This window comes from Sphingomonas sp. AC522 (genome assembly GCF_979258125.1).
The window spans coordinates 1,860,336-1,878,960 of sequence record NZ_OZ409836.1 but is presented as its reverse complement, the minus strand read 5'-3'; the positions used below and the strand labels follow the sequence as shown (position 1 = coordinate 1,878,960).

11 protein-coding genes are annotated in these 18,625 nt (G+C 63.9%); 3 read left to right on the top strand and 8 right to left on the bottom strand.

All coding sequences use genetic code 11. The features are described 5' to 3' along the window. Positions 1–96: 96 nt before the first annotated feature. Genes ACZZZM_RS09280 through ACZZZM_RS09255 form a run of 6 tightly spaced genes read right to left on the bottom strand, consistent with a single transcriptional unit; the run spans position 97 to position 9,556 of the window. Positions 97–1,911: a glycoside hydrolase family 9 protein gene (locus ACZZZM_RS09280; RefSeq protein ID WP_463594819.1), complete on the bottom strand. Its 1,815-nt coding sequence runs from the start codon at positions 1,909–1,911 to the stop codon at positions 97–99. A 2-nt stretch (positions 1,912–1,913) separates the two neighbouring features. Next, positions 1,914–3,602 (bottom strand): glycoside hydrolase family 43 protein, encoded by a 1,689-nt coding sequence (locus tag ACZZZM_RS09275; protein ID WP_463594818.1) that lies wholly within the window; start codon positions 3,600–3,602, stop codon positions 1,914–1,916. Continuing rightward, the gene (locus tag ACZZZM_RS09270; RefSeq protein ID WP_463594817.1) at positions 3,599–5,104 is read right to left on the bottom strand and encodes a tryptophan halogenase family protein; all 1,506 of its coding nucleotides are present in this window, start codon (positions 5,102–5,104) and stop codon (positions 3,599–3,601) included. The genes ACZZZM_RS09275 and ACZZZM_RS09270 overlap by 4 nt, the downstream gene beginning before the upstream one ends. Beyond that, positions 5,101–6,621, bottom strand: coding sequence for a tryptophan halogenase family protein (locus ACZZZM_RS09265; RefSeq protein WP_463594816.1), 1,521 nt, complete (start codon positions 6,619–6,621; stop codon positions 5,101–5,103). Before ACZZZM_RS09265 ends, ACZZZM_RS09270 begins: the two co-directional genes overlap by 4 nt. After that, complete coding sequence (locus ACZZZM_RS09260) at positions 6,618–8,057, bottom strand: tryptophan halogenase family protein (protein WP_463594815.1); 1,440 nt, start codon at positions 8,055–8,057, stop codon at positions 6,618–6,620. Before ACZZZM_RS09260 ends, ACZZZM_RS09265 begins: the two co-directional genes overlap by 4 nt. 2 nt (positions 8,058–8,059) lie before the next feature. After that, positions 8,060–9,556, bottom strand: a complete 1,497-nt coding sequence (locus ACZZZM_RS09255) for a tryptophan halogenase family protein (RefSeq protein WP_463594814.1) — start codon at positions 9,554–9,556, stop codon at positions 8,060–8,062. 334 nt (positions 9,557–9,890) lie between these two features. Here ACZZZM_RS09255 and ACZZZM_RS09250 point away from each other — a divergent pair, with 334 nt between their 5' ends. Beyond that, positions 9,891–13,166: a TonB-dependent receptor gene (locus ACZZZM_RS09250; protein ID WP_463594813.1), complete on the top strand. Its 3,276-nt coding sequence runs from the start codon at positions 9,891–9,893 to the stop codon at positions 13,164–13,166. 75 nt (positions 13,167–13,241) lie between these two features. Here the strand turns inward: ACZZZM_RS09250 and ACZZZM_RS09245 are convergent, their stop codons facing one another. After that, positions 13,242–13,952: a DUF6445 family protein gene (locus tag ACZZZM_RS09245; RefSeq protein WP_463594812.1), complete on the bottom strand. Its 711-nt coding sequence runs from the start codon at positions 13,950–13,952 to the stop codon at positions 13,242–13,244. A 71-nt stretch (positions 13,953–14,023) separates the two neighbouring features. Between ACZZZM_RS09245 and ACZZZM_RS09240 the strand changes: the two genes are divergently transcribed. Beyond that, positions 14,024–15,028, top strand: a complete 1,005-nt coding sequence (locus ACZZZM_RS09240; protein ID WP_463594811.1) for a cupin-like domain-containing protein — start codon at positions 14,024–14,026, stop codon at positions 15,026–15,028. 99 nt (positions 15,029–15,127) lie between these two features. On the opposite strand, the gene ACZZZM_RS09235 is transcribed toward ACZZZM_RS09240, so the two are convergent. Beyond that, entirely contained in the window at positions 15,128–17,284 is a 2,157-nt protein-coding gene (locus tag ACZZZM_RS09235) for an alpha-glucuronidase family glycosyl hydrolase (protein WP_463596413.1), read from the bottom strand. A gap of 126 nt (positions 17,285–17,410) precedes the next feature. Between ACZZZM_RS09235 and manD the strand changes: the two genes are divergently transcribed. Continuing rightward, entirely contained in the window at positions 17,411–18,622 is a 1,212-nt protein-coding gene (gene manD / locus ACZZZM_RS09230; RefSeq protein WP_463594810.1) for a D-mannonate dehydratase ManD, read from the top strand. Positions 18,623–18,625 lie beyond the last annotated feature (3 nt).

The window sequence follows — 18,625 nt, the reverse complement described above, 5'->3', positions numbered from 1 at the left end:
GACGGAGGGGGCGTGGCCGCAAACGATATTGCCTGCGGCTAGGCCCCTCCACCACTTCGTGGGCCCCTCCCCCGCTGCGCGAGGGAGGAAAATGGCTCAGTCCGAATCCACCCAAGCCGCGACCCAGAATAATGGCGCGTTCCAGTTGATCGCCACTTCGTTGAGCGCGAAGGCATGAATGTCATCCGCCCAGCACATTTGCGGGGCGCATTGGCCTTTCATCTTCTTTGCGACCTCATCGGACATGCTGGTCGAGTTCGGCCCGCCCGAGAGCACGCCCGGAGGCGGTCCCGGCAGCTTCCCATCCAGCGAGTGCGCCCAGAAGCGGTGGTGCGGGTTCTGCAGCGAGCGAGCCCCATATCCGCTGATGTACGATATGTTCATCGGATTGCGGCCGAGCACGTAATCGAGCGCAGCGATGACCCCAGCGCGGTACTTCGTATCGCCCGTCAGATCGTGTGCAGTCGCGAGGATCATTGCGCGGTTGAGCAGGCTCGAATTGGAGCCCCAAGGGTAATCCTTGGCGATGTAAGGGATCGCATAGCCATTGTCCTTTACGTCGGCGAGGAAGCGGTCGGCGGCGGCGACCACCGATGCCTGCAGGCGCTTCACGTCTGCCGCGGGAAGCATGGCGGGACGCGTCGCCAACAGCAAGGTTCCCAGGCTCGCGGTGCCCGGCCAACTGGGCTCGCGGACCTCTGCGCCATAATGGCGTGAGGTCCGGACTGCTTGGGCATATTCGTCCTCGCCGGTGGTCGCGAGCAGCTCGGCCGCGGCCCAATAGAATTCGTCCGAGACGTCGCTGTCGCCATAGCCGCCGCTGCCGGTGAAGCTGTTGGTCGCATAGATTTCGGGATTGCGTTTTGCTGCGGTCCAGGCGCTTTTTGCTGCACTCAAACAACGTGCAGCAAATGCGTCGTCCACATGCTTCCACAGCCGCGCACATTGCGCCGCAGTCGCGGCCAGATTGAGCGTCGCGCCGGTAGTGGGGGGATAGAGAAGCCGCTCTTCGGGATCGTTCTGCGGCGGCATCGGCAGCATCGTCCAGTTGCCGTCGGCGACCTTCTGGTGCGCCATCCCGCCTGCATCAATCTCGGCGAATGCGGGCGGGGTGCGCATCCATTGCGGCTGCCCTGCCTCGGCGGGTTTGAAGGGCCCGGCGGGAACGCTCAGCCGCTTGCCCGCGGGCACCTGCATCCGCAGCATCCACTCCATCTCGAAGCGCGCTTCGTCGAGCAAGTCGCTGGTGCCGTTGCCGGCCTCGGGGATCTTGAGCGACTTGTCGGCAAAGGCATTGGGGCGGCGCTCATAGGCATTGAGCAGCGTCCACAGCGAGATGCCACCATTGACGACATATTTGCCGTGATCCCCCGCGTCATACCAGCCGCCGGTCACGTCGAGGCTATAGTCGCAGCCCTTCCAGACAAGCTTGCGCTCGTCGGCGCCCGCGAAGCATTTGGCGACTTCCTTCGCATGGCCCGCGGGGCGCGCCCATCTCTCGCCGACGAAGCGCGCCTCGATCGGCACGCCCGCGCGCTGGTGATAGAAGAAGGCCAGCGCATCCTTGGCGAGTGGCGCATACAGGTTGCGGCGGATCGCGAAGGGGGCGCTCTCGGAGCCCGCGACGATCAGGCGGAGGCCTTGCCCCTCGCCGTTATACGCACTGAAATCGACGCGCTGGACGTGCTTCGCGCCCGAAGCGGGGTCGTCGCCGTAAAGGCTGGCCTTGCCGCTCAGCAGCGTCTTGCCCGCGGCATCGACCAATTTCCAGTCGAGCGGCACGTCCGAGCCCTGGACGATCGCCACCTTGGCATCGCCCGGCTCGAAGCCGAGCTGGTTGAGATGGACCGGCAGCGGCGGCGGGATGACAGCGCTGACAAGCAGGGGCGCGGCGAGAAGCATCAGGCGCATGTCTATTCTCCCGTTGCGGCGAAGAGGCCGAAGACCGAGCCGACGAAACCGCCAGCGGTCCTGGTGGTGAGGCTGTCGGACTGAATGGTGCCGAGCGTGGTCCAGATTTCGGGACGGCGATTGCGCGCCGGATGCGGGCGGCCGTAGCTGAACGTGTAGCGGTTCTGCTCGACGGCGATGCGCAGGTACAGCGGACCGCTATGAATGCGCGGATCCTCGACGGCGAACAGGGTTCTACCCAGCCGCGGCTGCGTGGGTCCGTCGCGTTGATCGACCGTGACCACGACCTTGCCGCCCACGCGCTTGAGCCCGAGGAAGAACCAGCAATCGTCGTTCTGGAAGGCCACGAGCCCGGCGCGATCACCCTCGCCTCGCGCCGCGAAGAACATGCTGGTGGTCGCGGTCGCATTGATGTGCTGCTGCCGGCGGGCGAGGAAGGACGGATTGGCATTGTCGCCGAGCCCAACGGGACGCGGCGTGAGGCTTAGGCCGTATTTGTCGATTGCGTACCAGTCCGAGCGCGGGTTGCGCAGCATCATCCAGTAAGGCGGCAAGGGCTTGTCGCCGAACTGGTCGCGCACCGTGAAAGCGCCGCTGGTTGGTATGGGCGGTCTGGGGCCGAGCGGGAGTTGCGGCCGCGCGTGCGTTACGGGGATTGCCTGGCCAGCGCGCGTGATCACCGGCCAGCCGTCTTTCCACTCGACCGGCAGCAGGAAAGTCTCCCGCCCGGTGGTGTAAAAATCGCCTGCATAGGGCCGCACTGCGAGGAAAGTGGCCCACCATTTGCCGTCCGGCGTGGTCACAAGCTGGGCGTGGCCCGCCGAGGTGATGCGATGATCGCGATCCATCGGCAGGTCACGCTGGGTGAGCACCGGGTTGTTCGGATTGGGCAGGAACGGACCGGTGACGCTCTTCGAGCGCAGGGTGACCTGGCTATGCCCCTCCGCGGTGCCGCCTTCGGCGCAGCTCAGATAATACCAACCGTCCTTCTGGAAAATGTGCGGTCCTTCGATCCAGATCGGCTTCTTGGCGAAATCGACGCCCCCATTGACCAACACGGTGCGCGGGCCGAACGACTTGAGGGTCTTGAGATCGAACTCCTGGATCCAGATCGCGCGGTGGCCCTCATATTGCGGCTGACCCTCGGGCGGGCCGTTATTGAGGATCCAGGTGCGGCCGTTCGTGTCGAAGAACAGCGAAGGATCGATCCCGCCCTCCAACGCCGGCAGCCACACCGGATCGGACCACGGCCCGGCGGGATTCTTTGCCGTGATCACGAAATTGCCGCCGCAATCGACGCAGGTGTTGAGGATGTAGAAGATGCCGTTTTTGGCCTGGATCGTGGGAGCGAAGACCCCTCGCGACAGACCGAGCTGCTTGAAGTCGAGCTGGCTCGGGCGATCGATCGCGTTGCCGATCTGGGTCCAATTGACCAAATCCTTGCTGCGGAACACCGGAATGCCGGGGAAATAGCTGAAGGTCGAAGTGACCAGATAGAAATCGTCCCCGACGCGCGTGACCGAAGGATCGGGATAGAAGCCGCGCAGGATCGGGTTGCGGTACTCGTCTGGCTTGAGGGGGACCGCGTCGATCGGGTCCGCGCCCTGATATTCGAACCAGTTGAACTGGGCGGGCTGTTGCGCCAGCGCGGGGGCTGCGATGAACAGGCTCAGGGCGAGAAGCAGCTTCATGATGCCGCGCAATGTTCGCGGACGAACGCCTTGTGCTTGGGCATGTAGTCGGCCGAATTGGCGATCGCTTCCTTGATGTGCGCAAGCCGCGATCGGGTCTCGTCCAAACTCATGATATCGGCGACGGGGTCATAGGACTGGGCCTTCATCAGCTGGCCGTGCATCACTGCGAACCAGCTGGTATCGTTGAACAGCTCTTCATTCTCGCGGAAGCAGCGACCGTGCGAGCGATAGACCCGCATCTTTTCCGCGAGTCGCTCGGGCACTTCCATGTTGCGGCAATAATCCCAGAAGGGCGAATCATCGCGTTCGGTGGCGTTATAGTGAAGCACGATGAAGTCGCGGATTTCCTCATAGTCGGTGGTCATGATCCGATTGTAACGGTCGATATCGGCCTGATTGAAATCGCGGTCGGGGAACATCGTCAGGAAGCGCGACAGGCCCGATTGCACCAGCCAGATCGCCGTCGATTCGAGCGGCTCGATGAAACCGCCCGAAAGGCCCAGCGCGACGCAGTTCTTTACCCACAGCTTGTTGCGGTGCCCGGTCGTGAAGGGAACGACGCGCGGGTCGGCCAGCGGCTTGCCGTCGAGATTGGCGAGCAGGATGCCGGTCGCCTCGTCGTCGCTCATGAATTCGGAGCAGAAGACATGACCGTTGCCGATGCGATGCTGGAGCGGGATGCGCCATTGCCAACCGGCGGTATGCGCAGTCGATTGGGTATAGGGCGTCCATTCGTCCACGCTTTCGCAGGGCACTGCGATCGCACGGTTGCACGGCAGATATTTGGACCAGTCGGTATAGCCGGACTTGAGCGTCTGCTCGATGATCAGCCCGCGGAAGCCCGAGCAATCGACGAACAGATCGCCCTCTACTTCGCTGCCGTCCTGCAGCACGACCGACTGGACGAAGCCGTCCTCGCCGCGCAGCTTCACCTCGACGATCTTGCCCTCCTGCCGCACTACCCCGAGATTCTCGGAGAATTTGCGCAGAAAACGCGCATAGAGCCCCGCGTCGAAATGAAATGCGTAGGGGATCTCGCTGAGCGGCGAATTGCCCGCTTCGATCGCGCGCATGAAGCGATTGTCACGCGACGCGGTTGCCTGAAGCGACCAATCGTCGATATCGGGCGCTTCGCCCATCTGGTGAAGCCGCTGGAAGAAGGCGTGGAACGAAACACCCTTCATATCGAGGCCATATTTGCCAAATGGGTGATAATAAGTGTGACCCTTGCGCGCCCAGTCGATGAATTTGATGCCGAGCTTGAAGGTGCCCTGGGTCTCGCGCATGAACTGGTCTTCGTCCAGCCCGAGCATGCGATTGAAGGTCGCCATTTGCGGGATGGTGGCCTCGCCCACGCCGATCGTGCCGATCTCGTCGGATTCGATCAGCGTGATGCTGGCATAATCGGTGGTGAGGATGCGTGAGAGCGTCGCCGCCGCCATCCAGCCGGCGGTGCCCCCGCCGACGATGACGATGCTGCGGATTCTCCTGTCGGTCATGCCATTCTCCGGGCGGGTGCATTGCGCGCGAGCCATTCTTCATGGCGCGGCATGGATTGCGCAGTCTGCGCGAAAAGCATCTTGATGCGATCAAGCGTCTGGCGGACCTGGCCGGGATCCATCGCATCGGCGAGCGGGTCCCAGCCCGCGGGCATCACCCCCTGCCCCAGCATCACTGCGATCCATGAGGATTCGGCGAAAAGCTCGTCCTCATAGCGGAAGAAGCGGCCGCGGCCGCGGAACAGATCGAGCTTGCGGCTGAGCGTCTCTGGGATCTCCATCTCGCGGACGCGGCGCCAGAGGTCGCCATCCTGGCGCTCGTTCGCATGATAATGAAGGATGATGAAGTCGCGGACCTGCTCCATCTGCATGTCGGTCAGCCGGTTATATTCGTCGCGCTCCACCGGCGAAAAGCCCGCATCGGGAAGCAGCGCCATCAGCTTCGAGATGCCGGTCTGGATCAAGTGGATGCTGGTCGATTCGAGCGGCTCTAGGAAGCCCGAGGACAGCCCTAGCGCAACGCAGTTCTTGTGCCAGGCGAGTTTGCGGCGCCCCGCTTCGAACTTGAGAATGAAGGGATCGCGCAAGGGCCTGCCGTCAAGATTGGCGAGCAGCGTTTCGCGCGCAGCGTCGTCCGAAATGTCATTGCTGCAATAAACATAGCCATTGCCCATCCGGTGCTGGAGCGGGATGCGCCATTGCCAGCCCGCGGTGCGCGCAGTGCAGCGAGTGTACGGCGTGATCGTGCCTTCGGGCACGGACTCGCAGGGCACCGCCATCGCGCGATCGCATTGCAGCCAGTGCGCCCAGCTTTCCCAGCCTGCCCCCAATGTCTGCTCGATCAGCAGCGCCCGGAAGCCGGTGCAATCGATGAATAGCTCGCCCTCGATCCGCCGCTCGCCTTCGAGCAAAACTGCCTCGATATGCCCGTCCTCGCCGCGCAGCGGCACGTCGACCACCTTGCCTTCGAGACGGACGACGCCGCGCTTCTCGGCATAGTCGCGCAGGAACGCCGCATAGAGCGACGCATCGAACTGATAGGCATAGGCCATGCGCGACAGAATCGATGCGGGATCGGGCGACGGCGTCTGATAGCGACCGAGCTTCATCGCCATCGCGCAGAGATTATACTCGCCAATGTCGGCCGCCTGCCCGCTCTCGCGCAGCTTGCGCCAGAACTGGTGGAACTTGACGCCTTCGATATCGAAACCGAACTCGCCGAACGGATGGAAATAGCGGTCGCCCTCGCGGGTCCAGCCCTGGAAATCGATACCGAGCTTGAGCGTGCCCTGGGTCTTGGCGATGAATTCGTTCTCGTCGATCCCGAGCAGCCCGTTGAAGTTGCGGATCGGGGGGATGGTCGCCTCGCCGACGCCGACCGTGCCGATCGCGTCGGATTCAACCAGGGTGACCTTCACGCCGGTGCGGATCAGACGTGAAAAGGCGGCTGCGGCCATCCAGCCTGCCGTGCCCCCGCCGACGATGACGATGCTGCGGATCGGCCGCGGCGCAGTCATGCGGATGCGCCGATCTGCGCGAGTGTCGCGCCATGATTGGGCATCGCCTTGGCGGCTTCGACGATCACTTCGCGCAGCCGAGTGATATGCTGGATGATCGCGGTCTCGGGAAACGTATCGGCGAGTGCATCGTAGCGGCGGGGATGCAGCCCCTGACCGTCCAGCGCCGCGATCCACTCCGCGCGGTCGAACAATTCCTCGTCATATATCGGCATGCGGCCGCGGCTGGCATAGAGGTCGAGCTTATATTGCAGCGCTTCGGGCACCGGCATGGCGCGGGCATGATCCCAGAAGGGCTCGCCGGTGCGGCTATTGGTCTTGTAATGCGCGATGACGAAGTCGCGGACGCGGTCGGCTTCCTCCGCAGTGATGCGGTTATATTCCAGCGCCTCGACCCCCGCGGCCCGCGTCGGAAAAAGCGCGATCAGGCGGCGGATCGCATTGCAGACCAGTTGGAGGTTGTGCCCGTAAAGCGGCTCGATCACCGCGGCAGCAGCGCCGATTGCAACGACATTGCCCTGCCAAACACGCTCGCGCCGCCCTTGCTCGAACGGTATTGCCTCAGCGGCGTCAGCTTGATGCGCGGAGGCGTAAATCATCGCCTCACTCGGCCCGCCGATCAGCGGCACGCTGCGCAGCCATCCTGCGGCATGCGCCCCGGCATGGGCATAAGGAGGCGGCACGCCATCCTGCGCGCTGGATCGCTCGACCACCCGGTCGCAGTCAAGCCACTGCGCCCAGCTCTCGAAGCCATGACCTTCGCTAAGCAATGCCGCTGGACCCGAGCAATCGAGGAACAGGTCGCCCGCGACCTGCGCGCCGCCTTGGAGTTCGAGCGCAGCGACGTGGCCATTGTCGGAGCGGACCGCGCCCGCGAACGGCGCTTCGTGATGCGTAACTCCGATGGCGAGCCCGCGGCAGGCGTTCGCAAGCCCGACCTTGTCGAGGTTCAGCCCATAGCCATAGCTCGAAAGCACCGAACGGCGATCCTCGCTCGGGCGCCCAAATCGACCCGCTGCCGCCGCCACTGCCGCCAGCGAGAAATCGGTCGGGCGCACGAAATGTCCGGCGCTGCGCAACCGCGCGACCAGCGCCGGGAATGCCACCGTACCCATCCCCGCGCCGACATCGCCAAAGGGGAAGAACCAGCCCGTTTGCGCGCCGGCCCAACCCACAAATGCCGCGCCCAGCGCAAAGGTGCCCCGGGCGGCGCGGAGCAGTGCCTCCTCGTCGATGCCGTGATCGCCAAGGAAGTCGTGAAAGGCGGGAAGTGCCGTCTCCCCCGCGCCGAACGGGCCGATGCTGTGGTCCGGCCCGCCGGTCTCGACGAGGTCAATCGCGATACCGCTGCCCTTAAGCGCGCGCGACAGGCCGAGCGCGCTCATCCAACCGGCCACGCCGCCGCCCAGGATCACGATGCGCCGGATCGCCGTCATGTTCAGGCCGCCGCCGCCAGGCCGGCGAGCAGCGCGTCATGGCTCGGCATCGCCTCCGCCGCCGCTGCGTAGCGCGTGCGCAGCGCGGCCATCGCCTCGATCAGATCGCTGTCGGAAAGCCGCGAGGACAGCGGATCATGCGCCCGCGGCAGAACATTCTGCCCGAGATAGACCGCCAGCCAGCTCGGCTCGAGGAACATGCCGTCGCGATAATTCACGACCACGCCACGCTCGCGGAACAACTCGATCTTGTATTCCAGCGAATCCGGCAGATCCATCGTCCGGCAGTAATTCCAGAAGTCCGAATCGTCGCGCTGGGTGGCGTTGTAGTGGAGGATCAGGAAGTCGCGGACGCGCTCATATTCGAGCACCATCACGCGATTGAATTCCTCGGGGTCGAGCGGGTCCCATGCCCCGGTCGGGAAGAAATCGAGCAACCGGCCGATGGCGAGCTGGATCAAGTGGATGCTGGTCGATTCGAGCGGCTCGAGAAAGCCCGAGGCCAGCCCGATGGCCACGACATTGCCGACCCATTGCTTCTTGCGCTTGCCGGTGACGAAGCGAAGTTTGTTGGGATCGGCAAGCGGCGGCGCGGCGATGGCACCGAGCAGCACGTCGAGCGCGTCGTCGTCGGAGATGAAATTGCTCGAATAGACATGGCCGTTGCCGCAGCGGTGCTGGAGCGGGATCTTCCACACCCAGCCCGATTGCTGCGCCGTCGAGCGCGTCAGCGGCAGCGGAGGACCGTCATTTGGGCAGGGAATCGCAATCGCCCGGTCGCACGGCAGCCAGTGCGTCCATTCCTCATATCCGGTCTTGAGCGTCTGCTCGATCAGCAGCCCGCGAAACCCCGAGCAATCGACGAACAGATCGGCCTCGATGCGTTCGCCGCTGTCGAGCGTCACTGCCTCGACAAAGCCGGTCTCGCTGTTGAGCGTGACGTCGACCACCTTGCCCTCCTGTCGGATGGCGCCGCGCGCTTCCGAATATTCGCGGAGGAATTTGGCGTAGAGGCTCGCGTCGAACTGATAGGCATAGTTGAAGGTGTTGAGCAGCGATGCGGGGTCGTCATTGGGATGGTGGAAGCGCCCCCGCCGCGCCGCCTGGATCGGCAGCGAGAATTCCTCGAACGCCGGCGTACCGGGATTGTCGCGCATCCGGAGCCAATGCTGGTGGAAGGGCACACCGCCGAAATCCTGGCCGAACACCCCAAACGGATGGATGTACGAATCGCCGATTCGCCCCCAGTTCACGAATTCGATGCCAAGCTTGAAGGTGCCCTTGGTGCGGGCCATGAAATCGGCCTCGTCGAAGCCAAGCGTCGCGTTGTAGTGGCGGATGTGCGGCACGGTCGCCTCGCCCACCCCGACGGTGCCGATTTCAACCGATTCGATCAGGCGAATCTCGAGCGGCGAATCACCGAATTTGTTCGACAGCGCAGCCGCCGTCATCCAGCCGGCCGTTCCCCCGCCGACCACCAGCACGCGCTTTACCAACATAGGGTCATGCCCCTCTCCCTGGCCCAAATGTTAGCGCTCCCCAAGCGCAACGGTCAATCGCACCCAGCGCATGATTCTGGCGCAAAACCGCGCCGAAGGTGCCGGTCCGCACGGGCCTGAGACGCCAGAACCGTTGCAAATCCGCCACAAAATCAGGAGTTTTCCAATTTGTTTCACGCACGGCTTGATCTTTTGGAGGAACCTCATTTAAGTTCTACGCAGATAAAACGACGCTACAAAGTGATAGCGCTAACATAACCAAGGGGAGGACGGCTTGATGCGCAAGCTCTATGCAATTCAGACAGCTGACAACGCTGGCAGGGTACGTACCGGAATGCTCCGGGCCGGCGTTTCCGCCGCGGCCGTGGCGTGCTTCGCCGTTGCCGCGCCCGCCTGGGCACAGGATGCTCCGGCAGCCGGCCAGGCGGCACAGGACGAGGGCGAAGAAGTCATCGTTCAGGGCTATCGCGCCTCGCTGCAGAGCGCGCAGGCACTCAAGAAGAATTCGGACGTGATCGTTGACTCGGTGACCGCCGAGGACATCAGTGCCCTTCCCGATCGTTCGGTGACCGAGGCGCTCCAGCGCATTCCCGGCGTGTCGATCAATCGCTTCGCCGCCGGCGTCGATCCCGATCACTTCACTGCCGAGGGCTCGGGCGTCACCGTCCGCGGCCTTACCTATATCCGCTCGGAGTTTAACGGCCGCGAGGCGTTCACCGCCAATAACGGCCGCTCGCTCAGCTTCGCCGACGTGCCTTCGGAAATGCTGGGCGGCGTCGACGTGTTCAAGTCGCCATCGGCCGATCGCATCGAGGGCGGCATCGCCGGTGTCGTCAACCTGCGCACCCGCAAGCCGTTCGACGGCAAGGGCCTGGTCGTCGCGGGCTCGGTCGAGGCGAACTATGGCGACTTCGTCAAGAAGTGGGCGCCGACCGCATCGTTCCTCGTCAGCAACCGCTGGGAAACCGGCATCGGTGAATTCGGCCTGCTCGCCAACGCCTCCTATTCGCAGTTGAAGACCCGTTCGGACCGCTTCCAGCTCTCGAGCTTCCGCATCCGCACGCTTTATTCGGATGGCGATGTGGTGCAGAATCCGGGCGCGACTGCCGCGGGCCAGGTCTATTTCCCCCGCGGCGCCGTGGTCGGGACGCAGGAGTTCGACCGCCAGCGTTACGGTTATGCCGCCGCCGCGCAGTGGCGCAGCAACGATGGCTCGATGGAAGCCGTCTTCCAGTTCCTGCGCTCGGACGCGCGCCAGGCCTGGACCGAGCGCACGCTTGAAATCACCACCGATAACGTCTCGGCCAACGGTGATTCGCGCCGCGTTCCCGGCACTACGCTCGCCTTTGGCAGCGACGGGATGTTCACCAGCGGCACCATCACCGGCCCGACCGGCTGGCGCGGCGATCAGAACCAGCAGCCCGCCGGCATCACGCCGCGCGTGCCAATGCTCGGCCTGCAATCGAACAACATCCGCCGCGATCAGGAGCAAAAGCTCGTCACCGACGATTACGGCTTCAACTTCAAATGGGATGCCAGCGATCGGCTCGGCGTGGTGTTCGACTATCAGCATGTCGATTCGAGCACCGATCTGGTCGACAATACAGTCTGGGCATCGACCTATCAGAACGCTTCGCTGCGCCTGAACGGCGATGATTTCCCGACCGTCGCCTTCCTGCCGCCGCAGGTCTGCAGCGGCCCCGCGGCGAACTCGCAGGATCCTCCCGGCACCGATCAGGATTGCCGTGCCAGTGGCGACGTCAACAATCCCAATCAGAACATGCCGAACTATTACGGCGCGGGTCACACCAGCTTCGTCGATCCGTTCAACAGCTTCTATCGCGCCGCGATGGACCATATCGAGCGCAGCACCGGCAATTCGGACGCGGCCCGCATCGATCTGGAATATTCCTTCCCGGACTCGAATTTCCTCAAGGCCATCCGCACCGGCGTGCGCTATGCGGATCGCGACCAGACTTCGCGCTTCTCGCGCTACAATTGGGGCGTGCTTTCGGAGCAATGGGGCAATAACGGCCCGATCTGGTTTGACACCCCGGTCGATGGCAACAATGCCAATGGCCATACCCAGGGCACCGTGCCGACCCGCTACGAAGCCTTCGCCTTCCCCAACTTCTTCCGCAACACCGTTACGAACCCGATCGGCGCAGGCCGTCTGTTCTATGCGGGCAACACCGTCGCCAATTATGACCAGATGGTCGATTATGTCGGTCAGATCGCTCGCGAATGGCAGGGGACGACGACCTGCGCTTCAGATGGCCGGACGATCAACACCGGCTGGAATGCGCTCGCCAATCGTTGCGGCGTCGTGGCCGGAACGCCGTTCCTGCCCGACGAGATCAATCCGATCCGCGAGCAGAATTACTCGGCTTATGCGATGGCACGCTTCGACAGCGAATTCGGCGGCGGACTGCGGCTGAGCGGCAATGTCGGGCTGCGCTTCACGCGAACGGACCGCACCTCGAGCGGCTTCCAGTCGTTCAACAACACGACTGCATTCCCGACCGAGACCGTCTGTCTGACGCCCGTCCCCGTGGGCCAGACGCCATCGCCCTTCTGCACGTTCAACCTCGCAACGCGCACCGCGGCCCGCAACTATATCAACGGTGCAACCGTCGCGTCGCAAGCCAAGCTGCGTTACGATTATTGGTTACCAAGCGTGAACGTGAAGTTCGAAGTGGGCGGCGGGCTTCAGTTCCGCGCAGCCTATTTCAAGGGCGTCTCGCCTCCCCAGACCGGCTTCATCCGCAACTATTTCCCCGTCAATCTGGGTGTGGTGCAGAATACCGATGCCGCTGGTACGCCGATCGCGAACAGCTTCAGGCTGCAGGGCTCGCTGACCGCGGGTAACCCGTACCTGCGGCCCACCGAGGCCGATAACTTCGACCTTACGGCGGAATGGTATTTCTCGAGCGTCGGCCAGCTGACCATTTCGGGCTTCTACAAGGAGCTCCATGGCGTGCTGACCAACGACACGGTCCGCCAGAGCTTCACCAACAATGGCGCGACGTTCGAGGCACTCGTGACCACCCCGACCAACGCGACGAAGGTCGGCAAGATCAAGGGCTTCGAAGTCAGCTATCAGCAGACTTACGACTTCCTGCCGGGGCCGCTGAAGGGCCTGGGGCTCCAGGCGAACTACACTTATGTGGACTCGTCGGGCGTGCCGCAGTCGACGCTGTCGGAAACCGATCCGGACGTGGCCGCCGGCCGCGTGACGACGGTCGACACTTCGCTGCTGCCGCTACAGGGGCTGTCGCGTCACCAGGTGAACATCACGCCGTTCTTCGATTGGGGCCCGATCTCGGCGCGTGTCACTTATTCGTGGCGCTCCGACTTCCTGCTTACGGTCCGCGATGTGATCACGCCGTTCGATCCGATCATCAACAAGGCCACCGGCCAGCTCGATGCTTCGCTGTTCTTCGCGATCACGCCAAACATCAAGCTGGGCGTCCAGGGCTCGAATCTGACCAACGAGGTCACGCGCACCAACGCCGTGATCACGGCGATCGGCGGCGGGATCAAGGAAGTGCCGCGTGGCTGGTACATGAACGACCGCCGCCTCTCGGCAGTCGCCCGCTTCAACTTCTAACCGCAGACAATCACCCTGCACTGGCGCCGTCGGTCCTCGGACCGGCGGCGCCTTTTTCTTGGCCGCGGAGGGATTTCAGGCCCGGTAAGTGACGAAGATATTGGCGGTCAGCCGCCCGCGGCGGGGGTCGTCCGAAAGCACGGCGCCAGGCGGGATCCGGCCTGAATGCAGCACGCGGCTGCGATAGATGACGAGCCGGTTGAATGCCGCATCGACTGTGCCGGTCTGCTCGAAATGCGGGGTATCGCCGCCGATATAGCCCTCAGGCTCCTGCCCCTCCTCCGCCGCCCGCGCCGCGGCGTAATCCGGGGCGCGCTCGGGAGTCAGCGCTTCGAAACCCGTCGCCCGGTGGCGATAGAATGCAGTGCCTCCCTGATCGGGGCGGCAAAGATAATGGAGGAAGGCGAATTGCAGCGGATAAGTGGTGTCGACATGCGGGATGCGCTGCGCAGCGACGAGCGCGTCGGGCGCGAGCGTCACCAGCGAGAAATTGCACTCGGCATTGGTGAGCCGCGCGCGGCCAAGCCCGAACGCCTGGCGCAGCAGCGGATCGACGCCGCGCACTACGGCCTCGACATAATCCAACGGCGCGGGCGCGCGGATGCCTGGATAGCCGCCGTCCGGACCATAAGCGGGCACGAAGCTGGTTTCGGTCGCGGCATATTCCGCCAGGTCTTCGGGACGATTGAGGAGCCCGTCCACTTGGAGCAAAGGCTCGCGCTCGCGCCCGATATGCGTGTGGCTGGGCTCCGCCGCGGGGTTCAGGCTCAAATCATGGGCGCTCATGTCCGCGACCCTAAGGGCTTCGTTGCGTCGTGCAAACTGGCGTCGCGCCGCGAGCGCGCTACAGTCGCACGATGACTCCGATCCGCGAATGCACGGGCATCGATCCCGCCACCTTCCGTGCCGAGATCGTGCCTGGCTACGCGCCGATCGTGCTGCGCGGAATTGCGCGCGACTGGCCGCTGGTCACTGCGGCCGCGCAGTCCGATCAGGCTGCGGTCAATTACCTTCTCGGCTTCGATCGCGGCGCGGCGGCAGAGGCGTTCGTCGGGCCTGCCGCGATCAAGGGGCGCTTCTTCTACGCGGAGGATATCCGCGGCTTCAATTTCGAGCGGCGCAAGGGCAGCCTTGCCGAGCTGCTGCGCTATGTGCTCGCAGTTGGCGGAAGGCCGGACGCACCTTCGGTTTACGCCGGCGCGCTGGAAACCCCCGCGGCACTGCCCGGGCTGGCAGAGGCCAATCCGATGCCCCTCGTCGAGGGGCTGGGCGCCGATCCGCGCATCTGGATCGGCAACGCCTCCACCGTCAGCACCCATTTCGATGCTTCGGACAATGTTGCGGTCGTCGCGGCTGGCCGGCGGCGCTTCATGCTGTTTCCGCCCGATCAGATCCACAATCTCTATGTCGGCCCGCTCGATCATACCATGGCTGGCCAGCCCGCAAGCATGGTCGAACTCAACAACCCCGATTTCGAGCGTTACCCGCGCTTCCGCGAGGCACTGGAGCATGCTCTGGTCGGCGAACTCGAGCCGGGCGACGCGATCTACATTCCTGCGCTGTGGTGGCATCAGGTCGATGCGCTTTCGCCGTTCAACATACTGGTCAATTACTGGTGGGCGGATTCACCCGACATGGCCGCGCGCTTCGATGCGGTGGTGCATGCGGTGCTGACGGTCAGCCACTTGCCCGACAACCGGCGCGACGCCTGGCGCGCGATGTTCGACAATTTCGTGTTCAAGCGCCACGGCGAGCCCGCCGCGCACCTCGCGCCCGAGCGTCGCGGCGTGCTAGGCGAGCCCACGCCGCGGCTTCGGGACTATATCAAGGCATATCTGATGCGAGGCTTGGGGCGGCCTTAGGCCTTTAATCGTCTCCTCGCGAAAGCGGGGACCCAGGGTTATCAGGCGACGCATTGCCTGGCTCCGGGTGCCCGCTTTCGCGCGGATGACGCCAGTGGCTTACTCCCCATTCCCCGGCGCATAGCGGTTGTTGATCGCCTTATAGTAAGCGAGATCATGCGGCGGTGCGGCGTGGCCCTTGGGCAGCGGCCGCTTCGAGATCGACTGGAAATAAGCGATCGAGGCATCGCGCCACCATTCGGCTTCCTGATGCTGGATCGCCAGGAAGTCGCGGACCTCTGCCCAGCGGCGGGCATCGATCCGCCCCTTCAACCCGTCCCAGCGCGTCTGCATCGCGGCAACCGCATCGACGCCGGTGTCGTAGCGGACCACCAGTTCGTCCCACAAAATCCGGCCGGACTGCATCTTGCGGTCCCAGGGAACGTGGTGAAACCACAGGAGCAGATTCTCAGGCACTTGGTTGGGATCGCCCCATAGCTTCGCCACCTCGGTCGCATATTGGCTGAGCGCATCGCTCCCGGTCTTGGTCCGGTCGAAGCCGATGCCGTTTGCGTCGGCCTTGTGATAATAAGCCGGGTTCCATTCGGGCCGCGCCAGATCGGCGACCCAGGGCGCCGGCCCGTAATGGTGCCCGGTCGCCATCAGATGCGTAAGTCCGAGCGGCGTCATGTAATCGACCACAGCCTCGCGCGACCCCATCATCATCGCCACGATCGGATCGACCACGGCCGGATCATTGCCCCAGGTCAGCGCCGCCCAATCGCGCGCCACTGCTTGCGAAGACGCATCGGGATCCCAGGCGAAGCGCCCGAAAGCGTACCAGTTGGCCTGATCGAATTGTGAGCCCGACCAGTTCACGTCGCTGCCGATATTGGCGACGCCTGCCATGCCGGTGACCGCCCCCGGATCGACCGGCGTCTCGATCACCTTGGCGACTGTATTGCCCTTGGCGGGGCGGAAGGTGTCCGCCTTGAGCGCCTCCTCCCACATCGGCCCGAGATAGGCGAGGTGCGTAGCGAAGCCGAGATATTCCTTGGTGATCTGGAATTCCATCATCAGCGGCATCCTGGGCATCGCGCCGAACAGCGGATGGAAGGGCTCGCGCGGCTGGAAGTCGATCGCGCCGTTCTTGACCTGGACGAGCACATTGTCGCGGAACTTGCCGTCCAATGGCTGGAATTCGGCAAAGGCCTGCATATGCCGGTCCTGCGCGTTCTCGGCGGCATAGACGAAGGCACGCCACATCACGACACCGCCATGCGCCTTGAGTGCATCGGCGAACATGTTGGCCCCGTCGGCATGGCTGCGCTTGTAATCGTTGGGCCCCGGCTGCCCCTCCGAATTGGCCTTGATCAGGAAGCCGCCGAAATCGGGAATGACGGTGTAGATTTCGTCAATCTTGGCCTTCCACCAGGCGGCCACCGCTGGATCGAGCGGGTCGGCGGTCTTCATCCCCCCGATCTCGATCGGCGCGGAGAAGCGCGCCGTCAGATAGACCTTGATGCCATAGGGCCGGAAGACCTCGGCGAGCGCCTTCACCTTGAGCAGCCATTCGGGCTTGAGCACTTCGGCATTCGCATTGACGTTGGTCAGCACAACGCCGTTGATGCCTATCGAGGCATTGGCGCGGGCGTAATCGGTGTAACGCGGGTCCTTATAGCCGGGCAGCTTCTGCCAGTCCCAGATCGACTGGCCGGCATAGCCGCGCTCGACATGGCGATTGAGATTGTCCCAATGATTGAGCACGCGCAGCTGCAGCTTGGGCTTGTCGGCAATGTCGATCGTCTCGAGCGACTGCCCCAACTGGAATCGTTTGAGAAACGCGAAGACCCCGTAAAGGACGCCGACATCCTTGTTGCCGGCAATGACGATGACGCGCTTGCCCTGGATGGTGACGCTGCGGATCAGATAGCCTTCGTCGCCGAGATCCGCGAGGGGCAGGCCGAGCGGCGCGATATGCGGAGACTCGCCGGTGCCGAGAAGTATCCCGCCAACGCCTTGCACGGTGCTGCGCTGGACGATCTCATGGCCAAGCATGCCCTTGAACCCACGCTGGAGCTCATCCGCGGCAGCGGCGATCGTCGGGCGATCTGACTGCGCCGTGAAATAGGCGCCGACGCGCCCGATACGGGCCTTGGCGGCGGAGTCGAGCGGCTGATAGCGCAACCAAAGGTCGTAGCCGGTTTCCGCACGTCCCTGATTCGGCACGGCAAAAACACAAAACACAGACAAAATTGCCAGCAATATCCGACGCATCGTCATCCTCTCGCCCAAACGGTCAACGCCGCCGTTGACAAGCCGATAGCAGCTTGCTTTTGGTAGCGCTACCAACAGGCAGCCGTTCGCGAAGCGCTGCCGATAAGGAGGGGGCAAAGCGCGCGCATGGCCGAGATACTATCCGCGCGCGTGATCGTCACCTGCCCCGATCGCAACTTCGTGACGCTGCGCATCGAGACCCGCGACGGTGTATATGGCCTCGGCGACGCCACGCTCAACGGCCGCGAGCTGGCAGTGGCGAGCTACCTCAACGATCACGTTATCCCCTGCTTGATCGGACGCGACGCGCACCGGATCGAGGACATCTGGCAATATCTCTACAAGGGTGCCTATTGGCGCCGCGGCCCGGTGACGATGAGCGCCATCGCCGCGGTCGACATGGCGCTGTGGGACATCAAGGGGAAGGTCGCCGGCCTCCCCGTCTATCAATTGCTCGGTGGCGCCAGCCGCGAAGGCTGCATGATCTATGGCCATGCCAATGGCGAGACGATCGAGGAGACGATCGAAGCCGCGATCGCGCATGTCGAGCAGGGTTATAAGGCCGTCCGGCTGCAATCGGGCGTGCCCGGACTGGCCGCGGTCTATGGCGTCGCCAAGTCCGGCGAGCGCTACGAGCCCGCCGACGGAACGCTGCCGACCGAAAGCTTGTGGTCGACCGAGAAATATATGCGCTCGGTCGTGCCCTTGTTCGAGAAAGCGCGCGAAGTCCTCGGCTGGGACGTGCATCTGCTCCACGACGTCCATCACCGGCTGACGCCGATCGAGGCGGGCCGGCTCGGCAAGGACCTTGAGCCCTTCCGCCCCTTCTGGATTGAGGACCCGACTCCGGCCGAGAACCAGGCCGCGTTCCGCCTGATCCGCCAGCATACCAGTGCGCCGCTGGCTGTCGGGGAAATCTTCAACACCATCTGGGACGCCAAGCAGCTCATCGAGGAGCAGCTCATCGATTATGTCCGCACGACGATCGTCCATGCCGGTGGGCTTACCCATATCCGCCGCATCGCCGCGCTGGCCGATCTCTATCAGATCCGCACCGGCTGCCACGGCGCCACCGATCTGTCGCCGGTCACCATGGCGGCGGCGCTGCACTTCGGGCTCTCGGTCCCCAATTTCGGCATCCAGGAACTGATGCCGCACACCTCGACCACCGACGCCGTCTTCCCGCATGCCTATTCGTACCATCGGGGCATGATGCATCCCGGCGACGCGCCCGGGCTGGGCGTGGAAATCGATGAAGCGCTTGCCGCCCGATACGAATATAAGCGGGCCTACCTGCCGGTCGCGCGGCTCGAAGACGGAACGATGTTCAACTGGTGAGCA